General features: G+C 45.3%; 15 protein-coding genes. 9 read left to right on the top strand and 6 right to left on the bottom strand.

Going from position 1 to position 17,412, the window contains the following annotated elements; all coding sequences use genetic code 11:
• The first annotated feature begins 197 nt into the window (after nt 1–197).
• The 4 genes from R7E42_RS10085 (at nt 198) to putP (ending at nt 6,897) form a co-directional block, all read left to right on the top strand.
• Entirely contained in the window at nt 198–1,010 is an 813-nt protein-coding gene (locus R7E42_RS10085) for an AraC family transcriptional regulator (protein ID WP_025768702.1), read from the top strand.
• Nucleotides 1,011–1,416: 406 nt separating this feature from the next.
• Complete coding sequence (putA, locus tag R7E42_RS10080; RefSeq protein WP_222712164.1) at nt 1,417–4,548, top strand: bifunctional proline dehydrogenase/L-glutamate gamma-semialdehyde dehydrogenase PutA; 3,132 nt, start codon at nt 1,417–1,419, stop codon at nt 4,546–4,548.
• 11 nt (nt 4,549–4,559) lie between these two features.
• Complete coding sequence (locus tag R7E42_RS10075) at nt 4,560–5,267, top strand: 1-pyrroline-5-carboxylate dehydrogenase (protein WP_005374581.1); 708 nt, start codon at nt 4,560–4,562, stop codon at nt 5,265–5,267.
• A 136-nt stretch (nt 5,268–5,403) separates the two neighbouring features.
• Nucleotides 5,404–6,897, top strand: a complete 1,494-nt coding sequence (putP, locus tag R7E42_RS10070; protein WP_005374582.1) for a sodium/proline symporter PutP — start codon at nt 5,404–5,406, stop codon at nt 6,895–6,897.
• Nucleotides 6,898–7,021: 124 nt separating this feature from the next.
• Here the strand turns inward: putP and R7E42_RS10065 are convergent, their stop codons facing one another.
• Nucleotides 7,022–7,555: a GNAT family N-acetyltransferase gene (locus tag R7E42_RS10065; RefSeq protein ID WP_213866655.1), complete on the bottom strand. Its 534-nt coding sequence runs from the start codon at nt 7,553–7,555 to the stop codon at nt 7,022–7,024.
• Between the two features lie 148 nt (nt 7,556–7,703).
• On the opposite strand from R7E42_RS10065, the gene R7E42_RS10060 reads away from it, so the two are divergent.
• On the top strand, nt 7,704–7,943 hold the full coding sequence (locus R7E42_RS10060; protein WP_005374587.1) for an RNA recognition motif domain-containing protein: 240 nt from the start codon (nt 7,704–7,706) through the stop codon (nt 7,941–7,943).
• A 91-nt stretch (nt 7,944–8,034) separates the two neighbouring features.
• Here the strand turns inward: R7E42_RS10060 and R7E42_RS10055 are convergent, their stop codons facing one another.
• Complete coding sequence (locus R7E42_RS10055) at nt 8,035–8,469, bottom strand: hypothetical protein (protein WP_017820067.1); 435 nt, start codon at nt 8,467–8,469, stop codon at nt 8,035–8,037.
• An 18-nt stretch (nt 8,470–8,487) separates the two neighbouring features.
• Nucleotides 8,488–9,021, bottom strand: a complete 534-nt coding sequence (locus R7E42_RS10050) for a GNAT family N-acetyltransferase (protein WP_085569453.1) — start codon at nt 9,019–9,021, stop codon at nt 8,488–8,490.
• Nucleotides 9,022–9,379: 358 nt separating this feature from the next.
• On the opposite strand from R7E42_RS10050, the gene R7E42_RS10045 reads away from it, so the two are divergent.
• Nucleotides 9,380–9,628 (top strand): hypothetical protein, encoded by a 249-nt coding sequence (locus R7E42_RS10045; protein WP_005374593.1) that lies wholly within the window; start codon nt 9,380–9,382, stop codon nt 9,626–9,628.
• Nucleotides 9,629–9,920: 292 nt separating this feature from the next.
• Entirely contained in the window at nt 9,921–10,397 is a 477-nt protein-coding gene (locus R7E42_RS10040; RefSeq protein ID WP_318072625.1) for an Lrp/AsnC family transcriptional regulator, read from the top strand.
• A 102-nt stretch (nt 10,398–10,499) separates the two neighbouring features.
• On the opposite strand, the gene R7E42_RS10035 is transcribed toward R7E42_RS10040, so the two are convergent.
• Nucleotides 10,500–11,207 (bottom strand): DUF445 domain-containing protein, encoded by a 708-nt coding sequence (locus R7E42_RS10035; RefSeq protein WP_005383549.1) that lies wholly within the window; start codon nt 11,205–11,207, stop codon nt 10,500–10,502.
• Between the two features lie 591 nt (nt 11,208–11,798).
• Nucleotides 11,799–13,649: an ABC transporter ATP-binding protein gene (locus R7E42_RS10030; RefSeq protein WP_005374597.1), complete on the bottom strand. Its 1,851-nt coding sequence runs from the start codon at nt 13,647–13,649 to the stop codon at nt 11,799–11,801.
• A 404-nt stretch (nt 13,650–14,053) separates the two neighbouring features.
• Between R7E42_RS10030 and R7E42_RS10025 the strand changes: the two genes are divergently transcribed.
• Entirely contained in the window at nt 14,054–15,055 is a 1,002-nt protein-coding gene (locus R7E42_RS10025) for an arginine deiminase-related protein (protein ID WP_005383547.1), read from the top strand.
• Nucleotides 15,056–15,319: 264 nt separating this feature from the next.
• On the top strand, nt 15,320–16,558 hold the full coding sequence (locus R7E42_RS10020) for a DEAD/DEAH box helicase (protein ID WP_318072624.1): 1,239 nt from the start codon (nt 15,320–15,322) through the stop codon (nt 16,556–16,558).
• A 66-nt stretch (nt 16,559–16,624) separates the two neighbouring features.
• Here the strand turns inward: R7E42_RS10020 and R7E42_RS10015 are convergent, their stop codons facing one another.
• Nucleotides 16,625–17,317, bottom strand: coding sequence for an MOSC domain-containing protein (locus R7E42_RS10015; protein ID WP_053307998.1), 693 nt, complete (start codon nt 17,315–17,317; stop codon nt 16,625–16,627).
• Nucleotides 17,318–17,412 lie beyond the last annotated feature (95 nt).

The following is a 17,412-nucleotide window of genomic DNA, read 5'->3' as shown; positions in this document are numbered from 1 at the left end:
GTTTTTGTTAATAAAATTGGTTGCTCACTGACCGTAAATTAACCTCGCATGATCATCGTTCCGGAACTATGATCATGTAAATGAACTTAATCATGCTGATTTGATCTTGTCGATTGAGTTGGGTAAAAGTTGCAACCCAACAAAGAAGGTATATGATGCGAAGACGTAAGCTGACCGTGTAAAGACGACTGTTTAAAATGAGTGACTCAGATAACCAAAAAATCCTTTCATATCAAGAGATTATGCTGCCAAAGCCGGCGGAGCTGATCACACTTCCGTCTTATATGGATTGCCACGATCATTCTTATACGCAGATCGTGATTGGTTTAAAAGGGCAAGCCGAATTTGAAGTGCGCGGGCGAGGTAATCTTGTCGGCCCTGGTCAAGGTTGTGTGGTTACCGCATGCTCTGATCATGCTTTCGGTGGCGTCATCAATCAATCGGATATTTTGGTGCTGAATATGCCCAAACCGACAAATGATGATCCTGAAATGCTTCAAAAAATCAATAACCTGGAGAGAGACCATGTCTACTTCCAGTTAGATAGTCAAATTCAGAAGCTGATACAGATGTTGGTTCAGGAAATGCGAAACCATCCGGATGACCTGCTGTTAAGTCGTGCGTGTAACGACACTGTGATTGCATTAATGCAGCGCCATATCTCGGCATTTGAGACCAGTCGAAAAGAGTCGCGCTTTGATTTGGAGGCGATTGATCGTTACATTGAGCAGCACCTGAGTCATAAGATTAGTGTGGCTCAATTGGCCGGGCGAGTGTTTCTTGGGGAAAGTCAGTTCCATTGCTTGTTTAAAGAGCAGATGGGGATTACACCTCATCAATATGTTCTCGGAAAGCGTATCGACATGGCTCGTGAATTAATCGAGCAAGGGCACCTTTCTTTAGGGCAAATTGCCGAGTTTACTGGCTTCTCAAGCCAGAGTACTTTTACTCATACTTTTACTCGCTTACAGGGAATATCACCTTCCCGTTATAAAAAACAAGTTGGATAACAACGCGTTTTTTTAGGTCAAATAATCATCAATCAGAATAAAGCCATGCACTATGCATGGTTTTTTTATGTTTTATTCACGTGACCTATCTCTCGTTTTTTTAAATTCTCTGTTCTTTGCAGTGGTTGATATGCCACTTGATCCTACATTTTCTCTTAGAACGAGCTCTTCACAAAAATCTTATTGATATTCTTGATATTTTGTTGTGAATGCAATGAAAAAATTAAAATTTACAACACAAAATATTACCTATTTGAATGTGACTATGTGGATGTTTTGTTATAAAAGCGAGTTTTTGGCAAAAATGTCGTAGTTTTTGACAAGTATTCTTATCGGCCTCAAAATACACTGCCAGCCATTGATAATCCTCGAAGCGGTTTTCGAGGAGTGAGATTGAGGAACACACATGTTTACAGCTACGAACGTGTTGACACCGGAATTTATCGGGCAGCCGCTTGATAAGTTGTGGTCACTGATCTCGCCATTATATATGGTGGACGAGTCTCAATGGCTAGAGCAACTATTGCCACTAGCGACGCCGACAGAGGATGAAAAATCGGCGATCACTACCCAAACGACCCACCTTATCGAAGCCATTCGTGCCGATAAGAAGTCAATCCAGATGATTGATGCTTTATTGCTGGAATACAGCTTAGATACTCAAGAAGGTATCTTGCTGATGTGTCTTGCAGAAGCATTAATGCGCATCCCAGATGCCGCGACAGCAGATTCTTTGATTAAAGATAAGTTGAGTGTCGCAGACTGGAAATCTCACCTGAAGAACTCTGACTCTGTGTTTGTTAACGCATCAACATGGGGCCTCATGCTAACAGGTAAAGTGGTTGGTCTTGGTGAGCAAGGCACCCAGAGCCCAGGTCAGGCTGTAAACCGTCTGGTAAATAAATTCTCTGAGCCCGTGATTCGTAAAGCCATGTATCAGGCAATGAAGATCATGGGTCACCAGTTTGTTCGTGGTCGTACGATCGAAGAAGCGCAAAAGAACGGTCGCCCAATGCGCGACAAAGGTTTCACCTACTCGTTTGATATGTTGGGTGAGGCGGCGTTAACGACAGCGGACGCGAACAAGTACTTCAAAGATTACCTAATGGCGATCGAAGCGGTGGGTCGCGAGACTTACGGTAACGACACCAGCCCTGCGCCTTCGATTTCCATCAAGCTTTCTGCATTACATCCGCGCTACGAAGTCGCAAATGAAGAACGTGTAATGACAGAGTTGTATGACTCACTAATGCAACTACTAAAACGTGCTATTGAAGTCGACGTTGCAATCACAATCGATGCAGAAGAAGCGGATCGCCTTGAGCTTTCTCTGAAGCTATTTGAGAAAGTGTACCGTAGCGATCTTGTGAAAGGTTGGGGCAAGTTTGGTTTGGTTATTCAAGCCTACTCAAAACGTGCGCTACCAGTCTTGGTGTGGCTAAATGCACTCGCAAAAGAGCAAGGTGACGTTATTCCTCTGCGTTTGGTTAAAGGCGCGTACTGGGACAGCGAAATCAAGTGGTCTCAACAAGCGGGTTATGCAAACTACCCAGTATACACTCGCAAAGAAGCGACGGACGTTGCATACCTAGCTTGTGCTCGTTTCCTACTTAGCGAAGGTGTTCGCGGTAATATCTACCCACAATTTGCAAGCCACAATGCTCACACAGTTACGGCAATTGCTGTCATGGCGGAGCACAAAGAATACGAGTTCCAGCGCCTGCATGGTATGGGTGATTCACTGTATAACCATGTTATGAAAATGTACGGTCAGCCAGTACGTATTTATGCTCCTGTCGGTAGCCATGCTGATCTTCTTCCGTACTTGGTTCGTCGTCTGCTTGAAAATGGTGCGAACAGCTCGTTTGTACACCGTCTAGTTGATGCGCGTTGTCCGATTTATGAGTTGACCCATCACCCTGTGGATGTGTTGACGGGTTTTGACACGCTACACAACGACAAAATTCCATTGCCTGCCGATATTTTCCCTGAGCGTAAGAACTCATATGGCGTCAACATTGACATCGACAGTGAAGCGAAGCCATTTGAAGCTCAGGTCGAAAGCTTCATGGACAACCAGTGGGTTGCAGGCCCGATGATCAATGGTGAACGCTTTGCCGAAAGCATGATCAAGGAAAATGCGGCTGAGATCATCACCGCACCATACGATCGCCGAATTGAAGTCGGCAAAGTGGCATTTGCAACACTTGATCATGTTTCCGCTGCAATTGATGCGGCGCAAACTGCTTTCTCTGATTGGAAAGGTGTTCCTGTTGAGCAAAAAGCGGCTTGTTTAGAAAAGCTTGCTGGCTTAATGGAAGAAAATCTGGCTGAGCTGGTGGCGATTTGTCACAAAGAAGCGGGCAAGACGATTCACGATAGTATTGATGAAGTTCGTGAAGCTGTGGATTTCTGTCGTTATTACGCGAAACAAGCGCAAAACCTACAGCCATTTGAGCTAGAAGGTTTTGACGGTGTGAAACGCATTTCTAGCCGTGAAGGTCTTGGTGTGTTTGTGTGTATCAGCCCTTGGAACTTCCCGTTGGCTATCTTCCTTGGTCAGGTAACGGCAGCACTGATTGCAGGTAACACTGTGGTTGCAAAACCTGCTGAGCAAACAAGCTTAATTGCCGCTCGCGCTATTGAACTAATGCTTGATGCTGGCTTCCCTGCAGGTGTGATTCAGTTACTTACTGGTCGCGGCGCTGAGATTGGTCATGCACTGACTTCTCATGATGCTATTGCTGGTGTGGCATTCACTGGCTCAACGGCAACGGCGCAACGCATTAACGTCACGCTCGCGGAGCGCAGCGCGAAACCGGTTCCGTTTATTGCGGAAACAGGTGGTCAAAACGCAATGATTGTGGACAGTACTGCATTGCCAGAGCAGGTGGTGCGTGATGTGATTCGTTCGGCGTTTGCATCTGCTGGTCAGCGTTGTTCTGCCCTTCGTGTTCTATTTGTACAAGAAGATGTAGCAGACCGTATGATCAACCTGATTCAGGGTGCGATGAATGAACTGCATGTTGGTTTACCTTACCTACACAAAACAGATGTTGGTCCGGTTATCGACAGCAATGCTAAACAAAAACTCCTCGCTCACCTTGAGCAAATGAGCAAAACACAGACTAAAGTCGCTCAGCTACAGCTGGATGAATCGTGCCAGCATGGTGACTTTGTCTCACCAAGTGCGTTTGAAATCTCGGGCATCGATGTGCTGAAAGAAGAACAATTTGGTCCAATCTTACACATTGTTCGCTTTAAAGCGTCTGAATTACCGAACGTGGTTGCGCAGATCAACAAAACGGGTTTTGGCTTGACGATGGGTATCCATAGCCGTAACGAAACCACGTACCGTTGGATTGAGAAACATGCTCGAGTAGGTAACTGCTACATCAACCGAGACCAAGTTGGCGCTGTGGTTGGTGTACAGCCGTTTGGTGGTCAAGGCTTGTCGGGTACTGGCCCGAAAGCTGGTGGTCCACACTACCTATTCCGCTTTACTCAACATCTTCTTGCTCAAGCAGAAAACGCATAAGGAGTCGCATAATGGTTCATCAGATCACCTATTTTAAAGATGCATTCTCTGCGTGGGAGCAGTGGAATCTGACTGATTTTGATTACAAATGCGAGCATGTTCTGGCATTTAAATCTGCACTAGAAGGGCAGCAGTCTACCGTTGCCAAAGTGGTTTCTTACCACTTGCAACAAGCATCAACTCTTCTTGCAGAAACTCACCAGTTAGTTGGCCCTACAGGGGAAACTAACGAACTGTATGCCGCAGGACGCGGTGTGGCTTTGGTGATTTGTGAAAACAACATCGAGCCTGCTGATAATGCGTTATACAGTGCTTTTGCGATGATCACCTGTGCCTTAATTGCAGGCAACAGTGTGGTCGTTTGCAGTGACAATGCAGAGCTAAACCAACTGGTTAAGCAAGCTGTAGCGTTGGCAAACTTCCCATCTAACTTAGTCCAGGTTGTTGCGTACGATGCGTCTGCCCCGTTGCTTGAGAGCGATGTACGTAGTGTGGGTTATGTTGGGCGTTCACAGATTGAGCATGCGCTCAATCTTCAACTAGCTAAGCGTGACGGTGCAATCGTCGGCTTAGTTTCTGAAACGGATTTAGAGTCACCGAAATTGGCTCATGATCCTCATCTCTCGTTGCGCTTCATTACTGAGCGCACTCGAACGATAAATATTACCGCGGTGGGTGGTAACGCAACTCTACTCGAGTTGGGGAACGAAACTCACTAACCTGACTTGTAATGCCAATCTGGAGTAACTGGACTGAGAGCCGGTCCAGATTGGTTTTTTATACTCTGATGTATTGCTGAGACGGTAAAATATCAGGGCAGGCAAGGAAGGAAATAATTATAACGAGGACTATCTAATGATAGAAAATAGCTTTGCTATCACGTCCACTTTTGTGGCGTATTTACTGATTATGGTTGCTATTGGCGTTTACGCGTATAAGAGGACTTCCAATTCATCTGACTACTTCCTAGGTGGCCGTAGCCTAGGTCCGTGGCCTGCTGCATTATCTGCAGGTGCTTCAGACATGAGTGGTTGGTTGCTGCTAGGCTTGCCTGGCTATGCGTACGCTGCGGGTATCGAGGCCTTCTGGTTAGCCGGCGGTCTACTTCTTGGTACATGGGCAAACTGGCTCATCAGTGCAAAACGCCTCCGTACCTACAGTATCCAAACTGACGCGCTAACGTTGCCAGAGTTCCTGTCACGTCGCTTCAACGATAAGTCGAAACTGATTCAGACAATCTCTGCGTTTTTCATTCTTCTATTTTTCCTTTTCTACACCAGCTCAGGTTTGGTCGCAGGGGGCAAACTGTTTGAGACGGTATTCGGTCTAGATTATACCTACGCTGTTATCATCGGTACGGTGTGTGTCGTTTCTTACACACTATTCGGTGGTTTCCTAGCGGTATCTTGGACTGACTTAGTGCAAGGTCTTCTAATGGCGGCTGCGCTAATGATTGTTCCTATAGCGGTAATGGACGGTGGTTTAGGTCAGCTAAGTTCTGATCTACATGACATCAACCCAGAACTTGCAACGCTATGGAATGACGCGAAAGGCGAACCATTATCTGCGATTGCCATTATCTCTCTAGCGGCGTGGGGCCTTGGTTACTTTGGTCAGCCACACATCCTAGCGCGTTTTAAAGCGTCTCGTTCAAACAAAGATCTAACGACTGCACGTCGTATCGCAGTGATTTGGACGGCACTATCTATGGTTGGTGCAATGCTTGTTGGTCTTGTTGGTCTGGTTTGGGTTACGGGTCATCCGGGTACTCAACTAGAGGACGGTGAGAAGATCTTCATGCTATTGGTTAACGCAGTATTCCACCCTGTCGTTGCGGGTATGTTGTTAGCAGCAATCCTAGCGGCGGTAATGAGTACCGCTGACTCACAGCTCCTTGTTTCATCTTCAGCGCTTGCAGAAGATTTCTACAAGCAAGTATTCAAGCCAGAAGCGTCTTCTGAAGAAATCGTAATGATTGGTCGTATCGGTGTTATCGTTATTTCGCTTGTTGCGCTATTCCTAGCGATGACGCCTGATAGCTCAGTACTCGGTCTTGTATCTTACGCTTGGGCTGGTTTTGGTGCGGCATTTGGTCCTGCGGTTGTACTTAGCCTTTACTGGAGCGGTATGAACCGTAACGGCGCGTTAGCAGGTATTCTTGTTGGTGGTATCACTATCGTAGTTTGGAAGCAGCTAACTGGCGGTTGGTTTGATGTGTACGAAATCGTACCGGGCATCATCTTCTCTACGCTTGCCATCATTGTGGTAAGTAAAGCAACGGGTGGTGCTGCGCAAGACGTGTTAGACCAACACCAGTCGTTCGAGAAAAAACTGGTTGAACTAGACTAGTAACTTCCCGTATATGAACACAAAGCCCGCTATTTTAGCGGGCTTTGTTTTATCTGAAACTTAATTAACGTTAATGGTGGTAGCTTGAGATCAGAGCTTAGCATTGCTCGGTTAGATTGGAGTGTTAGTCGCGACGAATTTTGGAGTAAATAACGGTGTTACTCAACTCTCCCGATGTAGTCAGACGTTCGTTTCTGAGCTCTCCTTCGAACTCATAACCACAGCGCTCGGCTACAGCCCGGCTCTTTTGGTTGGTGCTATCAGCATGAATTGCGACTCTCTTGGCGCCCAAGTCATCAAACGCATAGCGCTCAACTTCGAGCACAGCCTCGGCAACATAACCATTGCCAACGGCAGCATTATCTAACCAATAACCTATCTCAAAGGATGGTACGTCGGGATCTCGAATCATCAGGCCGACCGCACCCAGTAAGCGATCGCTTTCCTTTTCAATCATGTAGTAACGCAGCTCTTCTTCGAAGTTTTCAAAGTTTGCGATGGCTTTCTCTGTCCCTTCTATCATCGCTTCTAATGTCAGCACATGAGGCACCCACGGCAGATAGACTTCGAGAGTTTTTTGGCTACGAACGACAGCTTGATGCGCCTCTTCGGCTCGTTCTAAACAAGCAGGGATGAGTTTGAGACGTTTCGTTTCCATGCCGACTCTCCTATGGGTGAAAAATGAACGGAAAATCATTTAAACAGATGTACTTAGAATGATCTAGTCAACGCCGTCATATTATTCACTTGGTTTGCCAGAGAGAAACTGAGAGAATCGAACCGTTATCAAACCAACTAGGTTCATTATGAAACTTTTAGTAAGAAACTTGGCTCGTCACATGACCGAGCAAGATATCCGCAAATTATTCTCAGCGTACGGCAAAGTAGAACTGTGTTCGCTAGTGCTTGATCAAGACACGGGTTTGTCGAAAGGCTTCGGTTTTGTCATCATGCCGGACGAAGCAGAAGCCATTTCTGCTCTTGAAGCACTGAATTTGACGAACGTAGAAAAAAGCAAAATTCGCGTGAAAGTCGCACAAGACTAATACAGAGAAAAGCCAGCGTTATTGCTGGCTTTTTTGTCTTTCTATTTAGAGACCAAATTGGCAACATTCTAGAATGTCTTCTCTTTTCGTTTTAGCGAGATTGATCATCAATTCTCTCTTCAAGTTGTTTCATTAAATCCTTTAACTGTAGAGAATCGAAATTGTCTGAATTCGGCACTTGGTAAGCGTCGTTGACTGTGTAGAGCATCAAACTTTTGCTAGAGAAGAACTCTTTCTGTATTTGGACTTTGACAATGTCATCAAGAGGTAGACGGAAGTAAACCGTTGAGCCCTGGCGGTACTTCAAGGTGTTGGTGCTTGCATCGATATCTAGCGTTTTAGGATTGAACGCGCGGCGCGTGAAGTACGTTGAGAGCAGTTTCAATCCTATTATTGTGAGTGCTACGAGTCCAAACTCGACGATCTTGTCTGCTAGGTAGGAAAAATAGAACAGCGACAACAATACAGTTCCTAGCAAGAAAGGGTTGTTCTTGGGCAGATTTTGTGAAGTTTCATGGATGATCATCCGACATATTCCTCGACTTTATTCAGAAGCGACGAACGTGAGTTGGTAGACACAAACCTTTCGTTCTTTGCCTTGCATGCGCAATGTTTTGTCACCGATGTAAGGGATATTTAGTTTTTGGATCACCGATTTAGAACGCTGATTGTCCACCAAATGCATCACGGTTATTCCGTTTAACTCAAAGTGCATTCGAGCAAATTCGAGTAAGGCTTTGGAGGCCTCGAATGCATAGCCTTTCCCCCAATGTGGCACGCCAACCCAGTAGCCTAATGTACCGTAGCCCTCTTCGATACGCGGTAAACTCACTGCACCAAGTAACTCCCCAGTGTTTCGCAAGGTAATAGCGTACGCCACGCCTTGATGCTGCTGATACATCGGATCGTGCCTATCTATCCATGCTTGCGCCATCGGTCGCTCATAAGGATGAGGGATGTTTGCTGTCATGTCGGCAATTCGCTTATCTCCAGCGAGTAAAGCCACTTGTTGGCAGTCATCGATATTGAATGGCCGGAGGACGAGTCTTTCGGTAGTGAGAATCGGTTGTATCGTCATGCATTTCTTCCTTGATGAGACGGCTATAGCTGCTAGCAACTGGTTTGCGGGGTAAATCGAGATAACAAGGCGTCTCGAAAGCTCGATCTAGCCAGCTGTAAAGTTGTCATGCGCCTTACTAAATAATAAGCCCGAACAATTGCTTATGTGTAATGTGTCGTATCATTACACACATAAGCACGTTTGCTCATATTGATGGTACAAAAGTTGAGGTCTGACCAATGTCTCAGTTTTTTGATACTTTCGTTCAATTTTTTGAAGATAGGGCACAAAAAATTAAAGGAGCTTTTTAATTGTGGAATTATTTTGAACAAAATATGTCAATTGTCAGTAGGACGAAAAAGTAGGGAGAAGAGAAATGCCGGATATATATTGCGCAGCTTGTAGAAAATCAACGCAACATAAAGTGATTATGAAGCGTTGCGAGCCTCAGTCTGTTGACTCGTTAACAGGCAAAATGGTGAGTTTTACACAGCTGATGGCGAAATTTGTATCAGGTGAACATTATTACGAGATGGAGCCTCAATACTACTGCCGTTGTTGTAATCATCGTGCAATTGGAGAGGTTGTTCCACATCCTACACGGCATACATCGGCCGCACTCTAACTCTGAGTGATAGCCATGATTAATGGCTAAATAGGGCGGCGTTGCCCGAACGACATATCTATACAGGCGTGTCATGCGCTTTCAAATTTGCGACTCCGCGGGAGCCGCTAGGTTGCTTTTTCTCTTCACTTCACGGCTACTAAGTGAGCGGCAATAATCATAGCTCTTTCCCTCCTTCGTTGTTTTCTGGTTATTCTCTGCTGAATTTCACATGCTGTGCATTTGATGGTTTGCAATTGTTTGAGCAACGATTAATGTGATGCTTTCTAAGTGGTTACAAGGAAGTGGGTTAATGAGTTATCAATTGGACCGGATTGATTTACATATTTTGAGAGTGCTTCATTCGAGAGGCAGAATTCCGGTTGTAGAACTAGCAAAGCTGATTAACTTAACGACTTCTCCATGTTCTGAGCGTGTAAAGCGACTAGAAAAAGAAGGGTATATCAATGGTTACCATGCAGAGTTGAATGCGGAAAAGTTGGGGCTGGATGTGCAAGTATTCATCCATATTCGTTTAGACCAAACCAGTTTTTCTATTTTTGAAAAGTTTGCGAAAGCGGTGGAATTGATGCCTGAAATTGAAGAGTGCTACTCGCTCTCTGGAGATTTCGATACCATGATAAAAGTTCGTGTTAAGAGCATGAAAGCGTATCAGGAGTTTATGTCGAGTAAGTTAGGCACGCTTCCGGGCGTGATTCAAACTCGTAGTGAAGTGGTCATAGAAGAACATAAAACGGGATTTGGTGTTAATCCCGAGCTCCTTGGTTAGGCGAGGCATGTGTTGAGCCTCCTTATTTAGCGTGGCTTGGTATATTACTTTTTCACGATTAAAAAAGGAGCCGAAGCTCCTTTTTAATAAATCGGTGAGCGATTATGCCCCGATAAAGGTGCTGATAACGCCAATTAAACCACCAAAAACACCGCCCCAAACGACTAGCCATCCAAGGTGTTGTTTAATCATTTTTTGCACCATTTCTTTAACTAATGCCGGTGTTAATTCGCTTAAACGTTGATCGATGATACCTTCAATGTTCTGCTTTATCTCATCCATCATTGCAGGAGATTCGAATTGCTCTTTCAGTGCTTCTTTGATGTTATCGCTCTTGCTCAACTCAATGATGGATTCTTGCATCTTTTCGACGAAAGGTTGGCGCATGGGTTGTAGCGCTTCCGAGCCGCCAAACATCGCTAGCATGCCACCAAACTGAGAGCCTTCAATTACTTCCACTAGGGAATCAAATGCTGGATTTAAATCTACTTTCTCAATTACTGGTTGAAGATCGATGTTCACACCGCCCGCCATTTCTTTATTCAAGAATCGGTCAATGTTCGCTTCAGTAAAAAACTGTTCCATCATCAGGTTTTTGATAGCCAGTTTAAACTCTTCAAATCGGGCGGGGATCACGCCAGAACCGTATAATCCAGGCACTTTCTCAAACAGCATATGGATGGCAAGCCAGTTGGTGATGGCGCCTGAGAACGCAAACAGCCCTGCATACCAAAGATAGTCGTTTTGTAATTGATGACCTCCAGCCATCAAAGCGATAGCAAGGACATTCGTTAGCAAACTTTTGTTCATAGTGACCAGTTATATGTGAATATCGGAATAAATAAGTGGGCCTGATTCTATACCTAAGTCACATTGAGATGCTAGGTTTTGCCGTGATGAGTGACCGTGTTGCGAAGGGATAAAAATGGATGTACAGAAAAACAAAACCCGACAATCATTGTCGGGCCACTGCTTTTTCTTAGAAAAACTAAGATTCTATTTTTAATTTTAGATGCGGTAGATCTTACAACAAAGTTGGCATTTCCATCTTTCTGAGTAGCCAAATAGCTTGTCAGCCCAACTTGGTTTGAGTTGTACGATCTGCATTGAACCACATTTACACATAAGCTAATTACCTTATTGTTAATATAATAACTAAGCCATCTATTGAGTATAGCTGTTTCTCAAAAAGTGAAATGACAAATGAAGACGGCTCAATACTCTGTATTGTGTTCATTGCAATGGATACGCAACGAGGCGGTATATTAGCAGAAAAAGTGTGAGCTTTATCATGGAGAGTGTTTCATATATGAGAAACCACAATGGCTATATGAGCGTCTAGCCATGGATTAAAATAAAAAACGGCGCTTAAAGCGCCGTTTTTATTGAGCTTATCACTCGTTAAGAAGCGTGTTGATTGTCTAGCTCTTCAGCGATAAATCCGCCAGTTTGATGCGCCCAAAGCTGGGCGTAAATGCCGTTATTCGCAATGAGTTCTTGATGAGAACCTTGTTCAACGATGCTGCCTTTATCTAGCACGATGAGGCGATCCATTTGTGCGATGGTCGATAATCGGTGAGCGATAGCAATAACCGTTTTCCCTTGCATTAATTCATTCAAGCTTTCCTGAATCGCTGCTTCGACTTCTGAATCCAGAGCCGATGTGGCTTCATCCAATACCAGCAATGGTGCGTCTTTGAGTAGCACACGAGATATTGCGATACGCTGACGTTGGCCGCCAGACAGTTTCACACCACGTTCACCAACTTGCGCATCGTATCCGACATTACCAAATGGGTCGGTCAGAGTTTCGATAAACTCATGGGCATGCGCTTGCTTAGTGGCTTTCAGCAAATCTTCTTCTGTCGCATCTGGATTGCCATACAAAATATTGTCTCGAATTGAACGGTGTAGCAGAGAAGTATCTTGGGTCACCATACCGATCTTTGAGCGCAAAGAGTCTTGTGTGACTTCTGAGATGTTCTGTCCATCGATCTTAATGCTGCCGTCTTCGACATCGTGGAAGCGAAGTAACAAGTTCACCAAAGTCGATTTTCCGGCGCCGGAGCGCCCGACCAAGCCTACTTTCTCTCCTGGTTTGATGTTGAGGTCGAGATGGCTAATCACGCCTTTGTTCTCACCGTAATGGAAGCTGACGTTATCAAAGTGAATGCCTCCTTCAGTGACAACCAAGTCTTTTGCGCCTGGTTTATCTTTAATATCAATAGGCTTAGAGAGCGTTTTCATTCCATCGACAACGGTTCCCATGTTTTCAAAGAGGGCGCCAACTTCCCACATTATCCACATAGACATACCGTTTACGCGCAATGCAAGACTAACAGCAATCGCAATCGCGCCAACGCTAATGGCACTATCCAACCACAGGTAAATCGATAAAGCAGCAACGGAAAATACCAAAATATAGTTTGAGATCTCTACAGCGACGTCGAAGCCGGTCACTAGGCGCATTTGACGATAGACCGTATTTAAAAATCCTTTCATGCCTTGCTCGGCATATTGGGTTTCGCGCTGGCTATGAGAAAACAGTTTGACGGTTTGAATATTGGTATAACTGTCGACGATACGCCCTGTCATTGTCGAACGAGCATCGGCCTGCGCTGAAGCGACGTCTTTGAGCTTAGGGACAAAATAGATTTGGATAGCGATGTAAGCGAGCAGCCAGACGATCATTGGGATCATCAAACGCCAGTCTGCCGTCGCTAACATAATGATCATGCTGGTGAAGTAAACCGTAACGTAAACAAACACATCCATAGCTTTCATTACGGTTTCGCGCACAGCTAATGAGGTTTGCATGACTTTCGTTGCGACTCGGCCTGCAAAATCATCTTGATAGAAGTTCAAGCTTTGATTGAGCAAATACCGGTGTGCAAGCCAGCGGATAGACATTGGGTAGTTGCCCAATAACGTTTGATGAACGAGCAACGAGTACAAGATCACCAATATAGGCATGACAACCAGCAATAAGGCTCCGTAGAAAATCAAATCCGATTTGTTGTCTTGTAAGAACGTTTCTGGATTGCTGGTAGACAACCAATCAACCAATTGTCCCATGGCGCCAAACAACATTACCTCAACAACAGCCACAATTGTGGCCATCAAAGACATGATGATCAAAGGCTTTTCATAACCACGAGTGTAATAACGCAGAAAAGCGAACATCCCTGAAGGAGGCTGATCCGGCGTAGATTTGGGGAACGGCTCTGTAAAGCCTTCAAATCGTTTAAACATAACTCATCCTAAAGTTAAAACAGTGCCATTTGGGGTGGCTAAATCCATCGATTCACGCTGCTTTGGACGAAACCGCGTGTATGAGAGTTTCTTGCCTGCTCCTCGATAAAGCAGACCGATTGACGAGAGGGGCGAAAAAATAGTCTAACCGATTGTGTCTTAAATGTAACTAGTTGGTTATGAGTGTGATTGTCTATGGTTCTGATTCTTATGATGAATTCTTATCATGTTCATCACGGTGCCATAAAATCTTAAACCTGCAAAGTGACAATAAAATTTAGGGAAAAATAAACTTAATGCAGCAAAAAACACTTTTGTGCAATTAAATTAATTGTCAAAACAGCAAAACTGAAGTTAACAATAAATTTACAATCTCCTCATTCTAGTGATAAGGAATATATTGGATGCTATTACACGAATCAGTGACCCAATTTGCTAATGGGAAAGAAGAAAGCACGCAAAGTGCTCAGCGCCAAACCGCAAACTGCGTAGTGATGGTGCCACCGAAAGAGTTTCGTTTTAATGAAGAAACCGCACAAGATAATGAGTTCCAACATAAAGTGTCACTCAGCCAAGAAGAAGTCTCACGTCGAGTAATGGCCGAGTTCGCGAGTATGGTTGCAACGCTGCGTCAAGAGGGCGTTCAAGTTGTTGAGTTTGATTATCCAACTTCAGATGTTGCGACGCCAGACGCGGTATTTCCAAACAATTGGTTTAGCACTACGCCAGATGGCACGTTGTACACCTTTCCAATGGCCTGTGAAAACCGTCAAAAAGAAGTACGTCCCGATGCGCTTGTGGCAGCACTAGCGCAAGCAGGGCGAGAAGTTCATCGACGCAGCAGTCTAACTGAATATCTTGACGAGCAAGCGTATTTAGAAAGCACGGGTGTGATGGTGTTTGACCACCTAAATAAAACGGTCTATGCCGCACTCTCACAACGTTGTGATCGTCTGGTTTTAGAAGATTACGCCGATCGTATTGGCTATGAACGAGTGATTTCTTTCCAAACTCGTTTGCCGTCTGGTGCGCCGATTTATCACACCAATGTGATGATGGCGGTTGGCGAACAGTTTTGCGTGATTTGTGACGAAGTGATCCCAGAATTTGAGCGTCGTTTTGTAATGAAGTCACTCGCCAAAGACAAGCAAGTCATCTCAATTTCGCTTGAACAGATGAACCAGTTCTGCGGTAACATTCTGCAACTGGAAACGATCAACGGCGACAAGGTGATTGCGATGTCGCAATCGGCGTACGATGCATTCTCACCAGCACAAAGAAACCAATTGGCAACGCACGGTAAATTGCTGCCATTCGACGTTTCTACCATAGAATCTATTGGTGGTGGTTCGGTTCGTTGCATGTTGGGTGAAGTGTTCTTACCGAATCGTAAAGCTGTGCTTTAATAAACTGCACATTTCTTTTCAGCCGCAGTGAAAGGCTGACGAAGCGTTCTCTTCAAGGGTTTTTAGCCGTTAGCTCTGTGGCAGTACAGACTAACGGCTTTTTTGCGCTTTTTAGTTTTCTGAAGATTTGCGTAGGCGACGCTTGGTTTAAGCGCCTAAAATAGGATGGTTCACCTAGCAGATTGTGGTAAAGTCCGCGCCTGCGTTTTACCGCATCTTCATTGTTTTTATTGCCTCTTCAACCAAAAGTACAAGGTTTCGCTAATGCCATTTTCTACTCTCTCATTGAGTTCTGAGCTGATTCACGCCCTGCCAAAAGACTTCAAGAAACCGACCGATATTCAAGCGTTGGCCATTCCTGAGCTGTTGGCTGGTCAAGATCTATTGGCTTTGGCAAATACAGGCAGCGGCAAAACCCTTGCTTATGGTTTGCCTTTGTTGGAAAAGCTGGGTGTCAATCCAGAGCAAAAAGCGCTGATTCTTGTGCCAACTCGTGAGCTGGCAATGCAAGTGAGTGAAGCAATTAACCAAGTTGGTCAAGTTCTTGAACTCAACGCAGTGTGTTTGTGTGGCGGCGTTGATAAAGAGCAACAACAGCAGGCGCTAGCGACAAATCCTCATATCCTTGTCGCGACGACAGGTCGTTTGGTTGATCTGGCAAACAACGGTTTAGACTTAAGCAATATCCATTACCTAGTGTTGGATGAGGCGGATCGTCTGTTGGATATGGGCTTTTGGCCTGACGTGCAAAATATTGCGGGGCTGATTTCAAACCAGCGTCAAACCGCAATGTTCTCGGCAACGTTTTCAGATGAGTTGAAGGGTAAAGCGAAGCTGCTTATGCAGGCACCAAAGCAAGTTGCAGCGCATCAAGAAAACAGCACCAACCAAGATATTGCTGAAACGCTGTACCTCGTCAACAAAGGCAGTAAAACCAAGGCATTGATTGAACTGATTCAAAAAAACGCGTGGACTAAGGCATTAGTCTTTATTGGTGCGAAAGAGAACGCCGATGGCTTAGCGAAGAAGCTGAATAAAGCGGGCATCTCAACCAATGCGTTGCATGGCAATAAGAGTCAAGATGAGCGAGAAGAAGCACTGGCGCAGTTTAAATCTGGGCAAATTCAGGTGTTGATTGCCACCGATCTACTAGCGCGTGGCATTCACATTGAGCAATTACCTGTAGTGATCAACTTTGAACTGCCAATGTATGCAGAAACCTATGTTCACCGAGTAGGACGTACCGCTCGCGCAGGCGAACAAGGTGTCGCGATGTCATTGGTTTGTCATGGTGAAATGGACGCACTAAGCGCGATTCGTCACCTGACTCAACGTGTATTACCAGTGCAAGATCTGGCAGGTTTTCCAGTAACGGATAAGCCATCAACTGGCGAGAGCAAACGCGCGCCACGCGATAAAAAAGCCAACCGCCGAACTCATGCTAAGAAGAGCATTAAGCAGTTCCAAGGTAAGTCGAAACGCCCAGCCCCGAGTGCGAAGTAAACCAAAAAAAACACGCTCTGACGGCATAGTCGGTTCAGAGCGTGGCTTAAATTTTACTTTGGGGTGTTAACCCACAGTTGGGCCAACCAAGCGCATTTCCCAATCTTCAACTTCGCCAGTTTCTAGGCGGCGCTCGACCAACTTGCCCCAAGACTCGACTAACGGCAGCTCAGACAGCTTAGTGAGTTCTTTTCTATCTAAACAGCCAGTGAAAACCGCGCCCATGATGCGAGCCAGTGGCCATTCTGGATAAGGTCTTTCGCACAGAATAATCTCGTCACCTGCACCGATATCGCCTTCTTCCAACACTCGGAAATACCAGCCTGTTCGAAGCGTATCTTGCAGTCTTCTCGCCATGTCGTGTTGGTCAAAACGTACGTTAAGTTTCCAACAAGGCATGCGACCTTGCGACACTTCCAGTAGTGTTGAGCCGATGCGAATTTTATCTTTCAAGCAAATCGTGGATTCGGTGACGCCTTCGGAGCTGATGTTTTCGCCAAAGCCGCCGGCGGATTGGAAAATTGGTCTTTTGCCTAATTCTTGTTGCCAGATTGGGTAGTGCTCGCTTGGGTAAATATGAAGCGCTTTTTGAATGCCACCATGAAAGCGCGGATCACCTTGCTCATCACTGGTAAAACCAAGCTCTGTTGCGTGCTGGCGCTCAGGTAGCACTTGTTTGTTGATTGCGCTTTGCGCTCCATGAGCATAAGGGACGGTTTTCCCTGCTAGCACAGCTTTTACGACGCCGATTTTCTTCATATAACCTCCTTATTATTTGAATGAGAGATAAAGTGTTTACCTTCATTCGCGATGCGGAGCATGATAGCCTAGTAAACTTGTGTCGGTGTAGGGAT

The sequence above is a fragment of the Vibrio sp. Vb1337 genome, assembly GCF_033338715.1.
In the GTDB taxonomy this organism is placed as follows: Bacteria; Pseudomonadota; Gammaproteobacteria; order Enterobacterales; family Vibrionaceae; genus Vibrio; species Vibrio alginolyticus.
This window is presented reverse-complemented; position numbering and strand designations above follow the sequence as displayed.

Bases quoted from the DNA above. Each gene is read 5' to 3' on its own strand.
- R7E42_RS10085 (WP_025768702.1), top strand. From the start codon at position 198: ATGAGTGACTCAGATAACCAAAAAATCCTTTCATATCAAGAGATTATG.
- putA (WP_222712164.1), top strand. From the start codon at position 1,417: ATGTTTACAGCTACGAACGTGTTGACACCGGAATTTATCGGGCAGCCG.
- R7E42_RS10075 (WP_005374581.1), top strand. From the start codon at position 4,560: ATGGTTCATCAGATCACCTATTTTAAAGATGCATTCTCTGCGTGGGAG.
- putP (WP_005374582.1), top strand. From the start codon at position 5,404: ATGATAGAAAATAGCTTTGCTATCACGTCCACTTTTGTGGCGTATTTA.
- R7E42_RS10065 (WP_213866655.1), bottom strand. From the start codon at position 7,555: ATGGAAACGAAACGTCTCAAACTCATCCCTGCTTGTTTAGAACGAGCC.
- R7E42_RS10060 (WP_005374587.1), top strand. From the start codon at position 7,704: ATGAAACTTTTAGTAAGAAACTTGGCTCGTCACATGACCGAGCAAGAT.
- R7E42_RS10055 (WP_017820067.1), bottom strand. From the start codon at position 8,469: ATGATCATCCATGAAACTTCACAAAATCTGCCCAAGAACAACCCTTTC.
- R7E42_RS10050 (WP_085569453.1), bottom strand. From the start codon at position 9,021: ATGACGATACAACCGATTCTCACTACCGAAAGACTCGTCCTCCGGCCA.
- R7E42_RS10045 (WP_005374593.1), top strand. From the start codon at position 9,380: ATGCCGGATATATATTGCGCAGCTTGTAGAAAATCAACGCAACATAAA.
- R7E42_RS10040 (WP_318072625.1), top strand. From the start codon at position 9,921: ATGAGTTATCAATTGGACCGGATTGATTTACATATTTTGAGAGTGCTT.
- R7E42_RS10035 (WP_005383549.1), bottom strand. From the start codon at position 11,207: ATGAACAAAAGTTTGCTAACGAATGTCCTTGCTATCGCTTTGATGGCT.
- R7E42_RS10030 (WP_005374597.1), bottom strand. From the start codon at position 13,649: ATGTTTAAACGATTTGAAGGCTTTACAGAGCCGTTCCCCAAATCTACG.
- R7E42_RS10025 (WP_005383547.1), top strand. From the start codon at position 14,054: ATGCTATTACACGAATCAGTGACCCAATTTGCTAATGGGAAAGAAGAA.
- R7E42_RS10020 (WP_318072624.1), top strand. From the start codon at position 15,320: ATGCCATTTTCTACTCTCTCATTGAGTTCTGAGCTGATTCACGCCCTG.
- R7E42_RS10015 (WP_053307998.1), bottom strand. From the start codon at position 17,317: ATGAAGAAAATCGGCGTCGTAAAAGCTGTGCTAGCAGGGAAAACCGTC.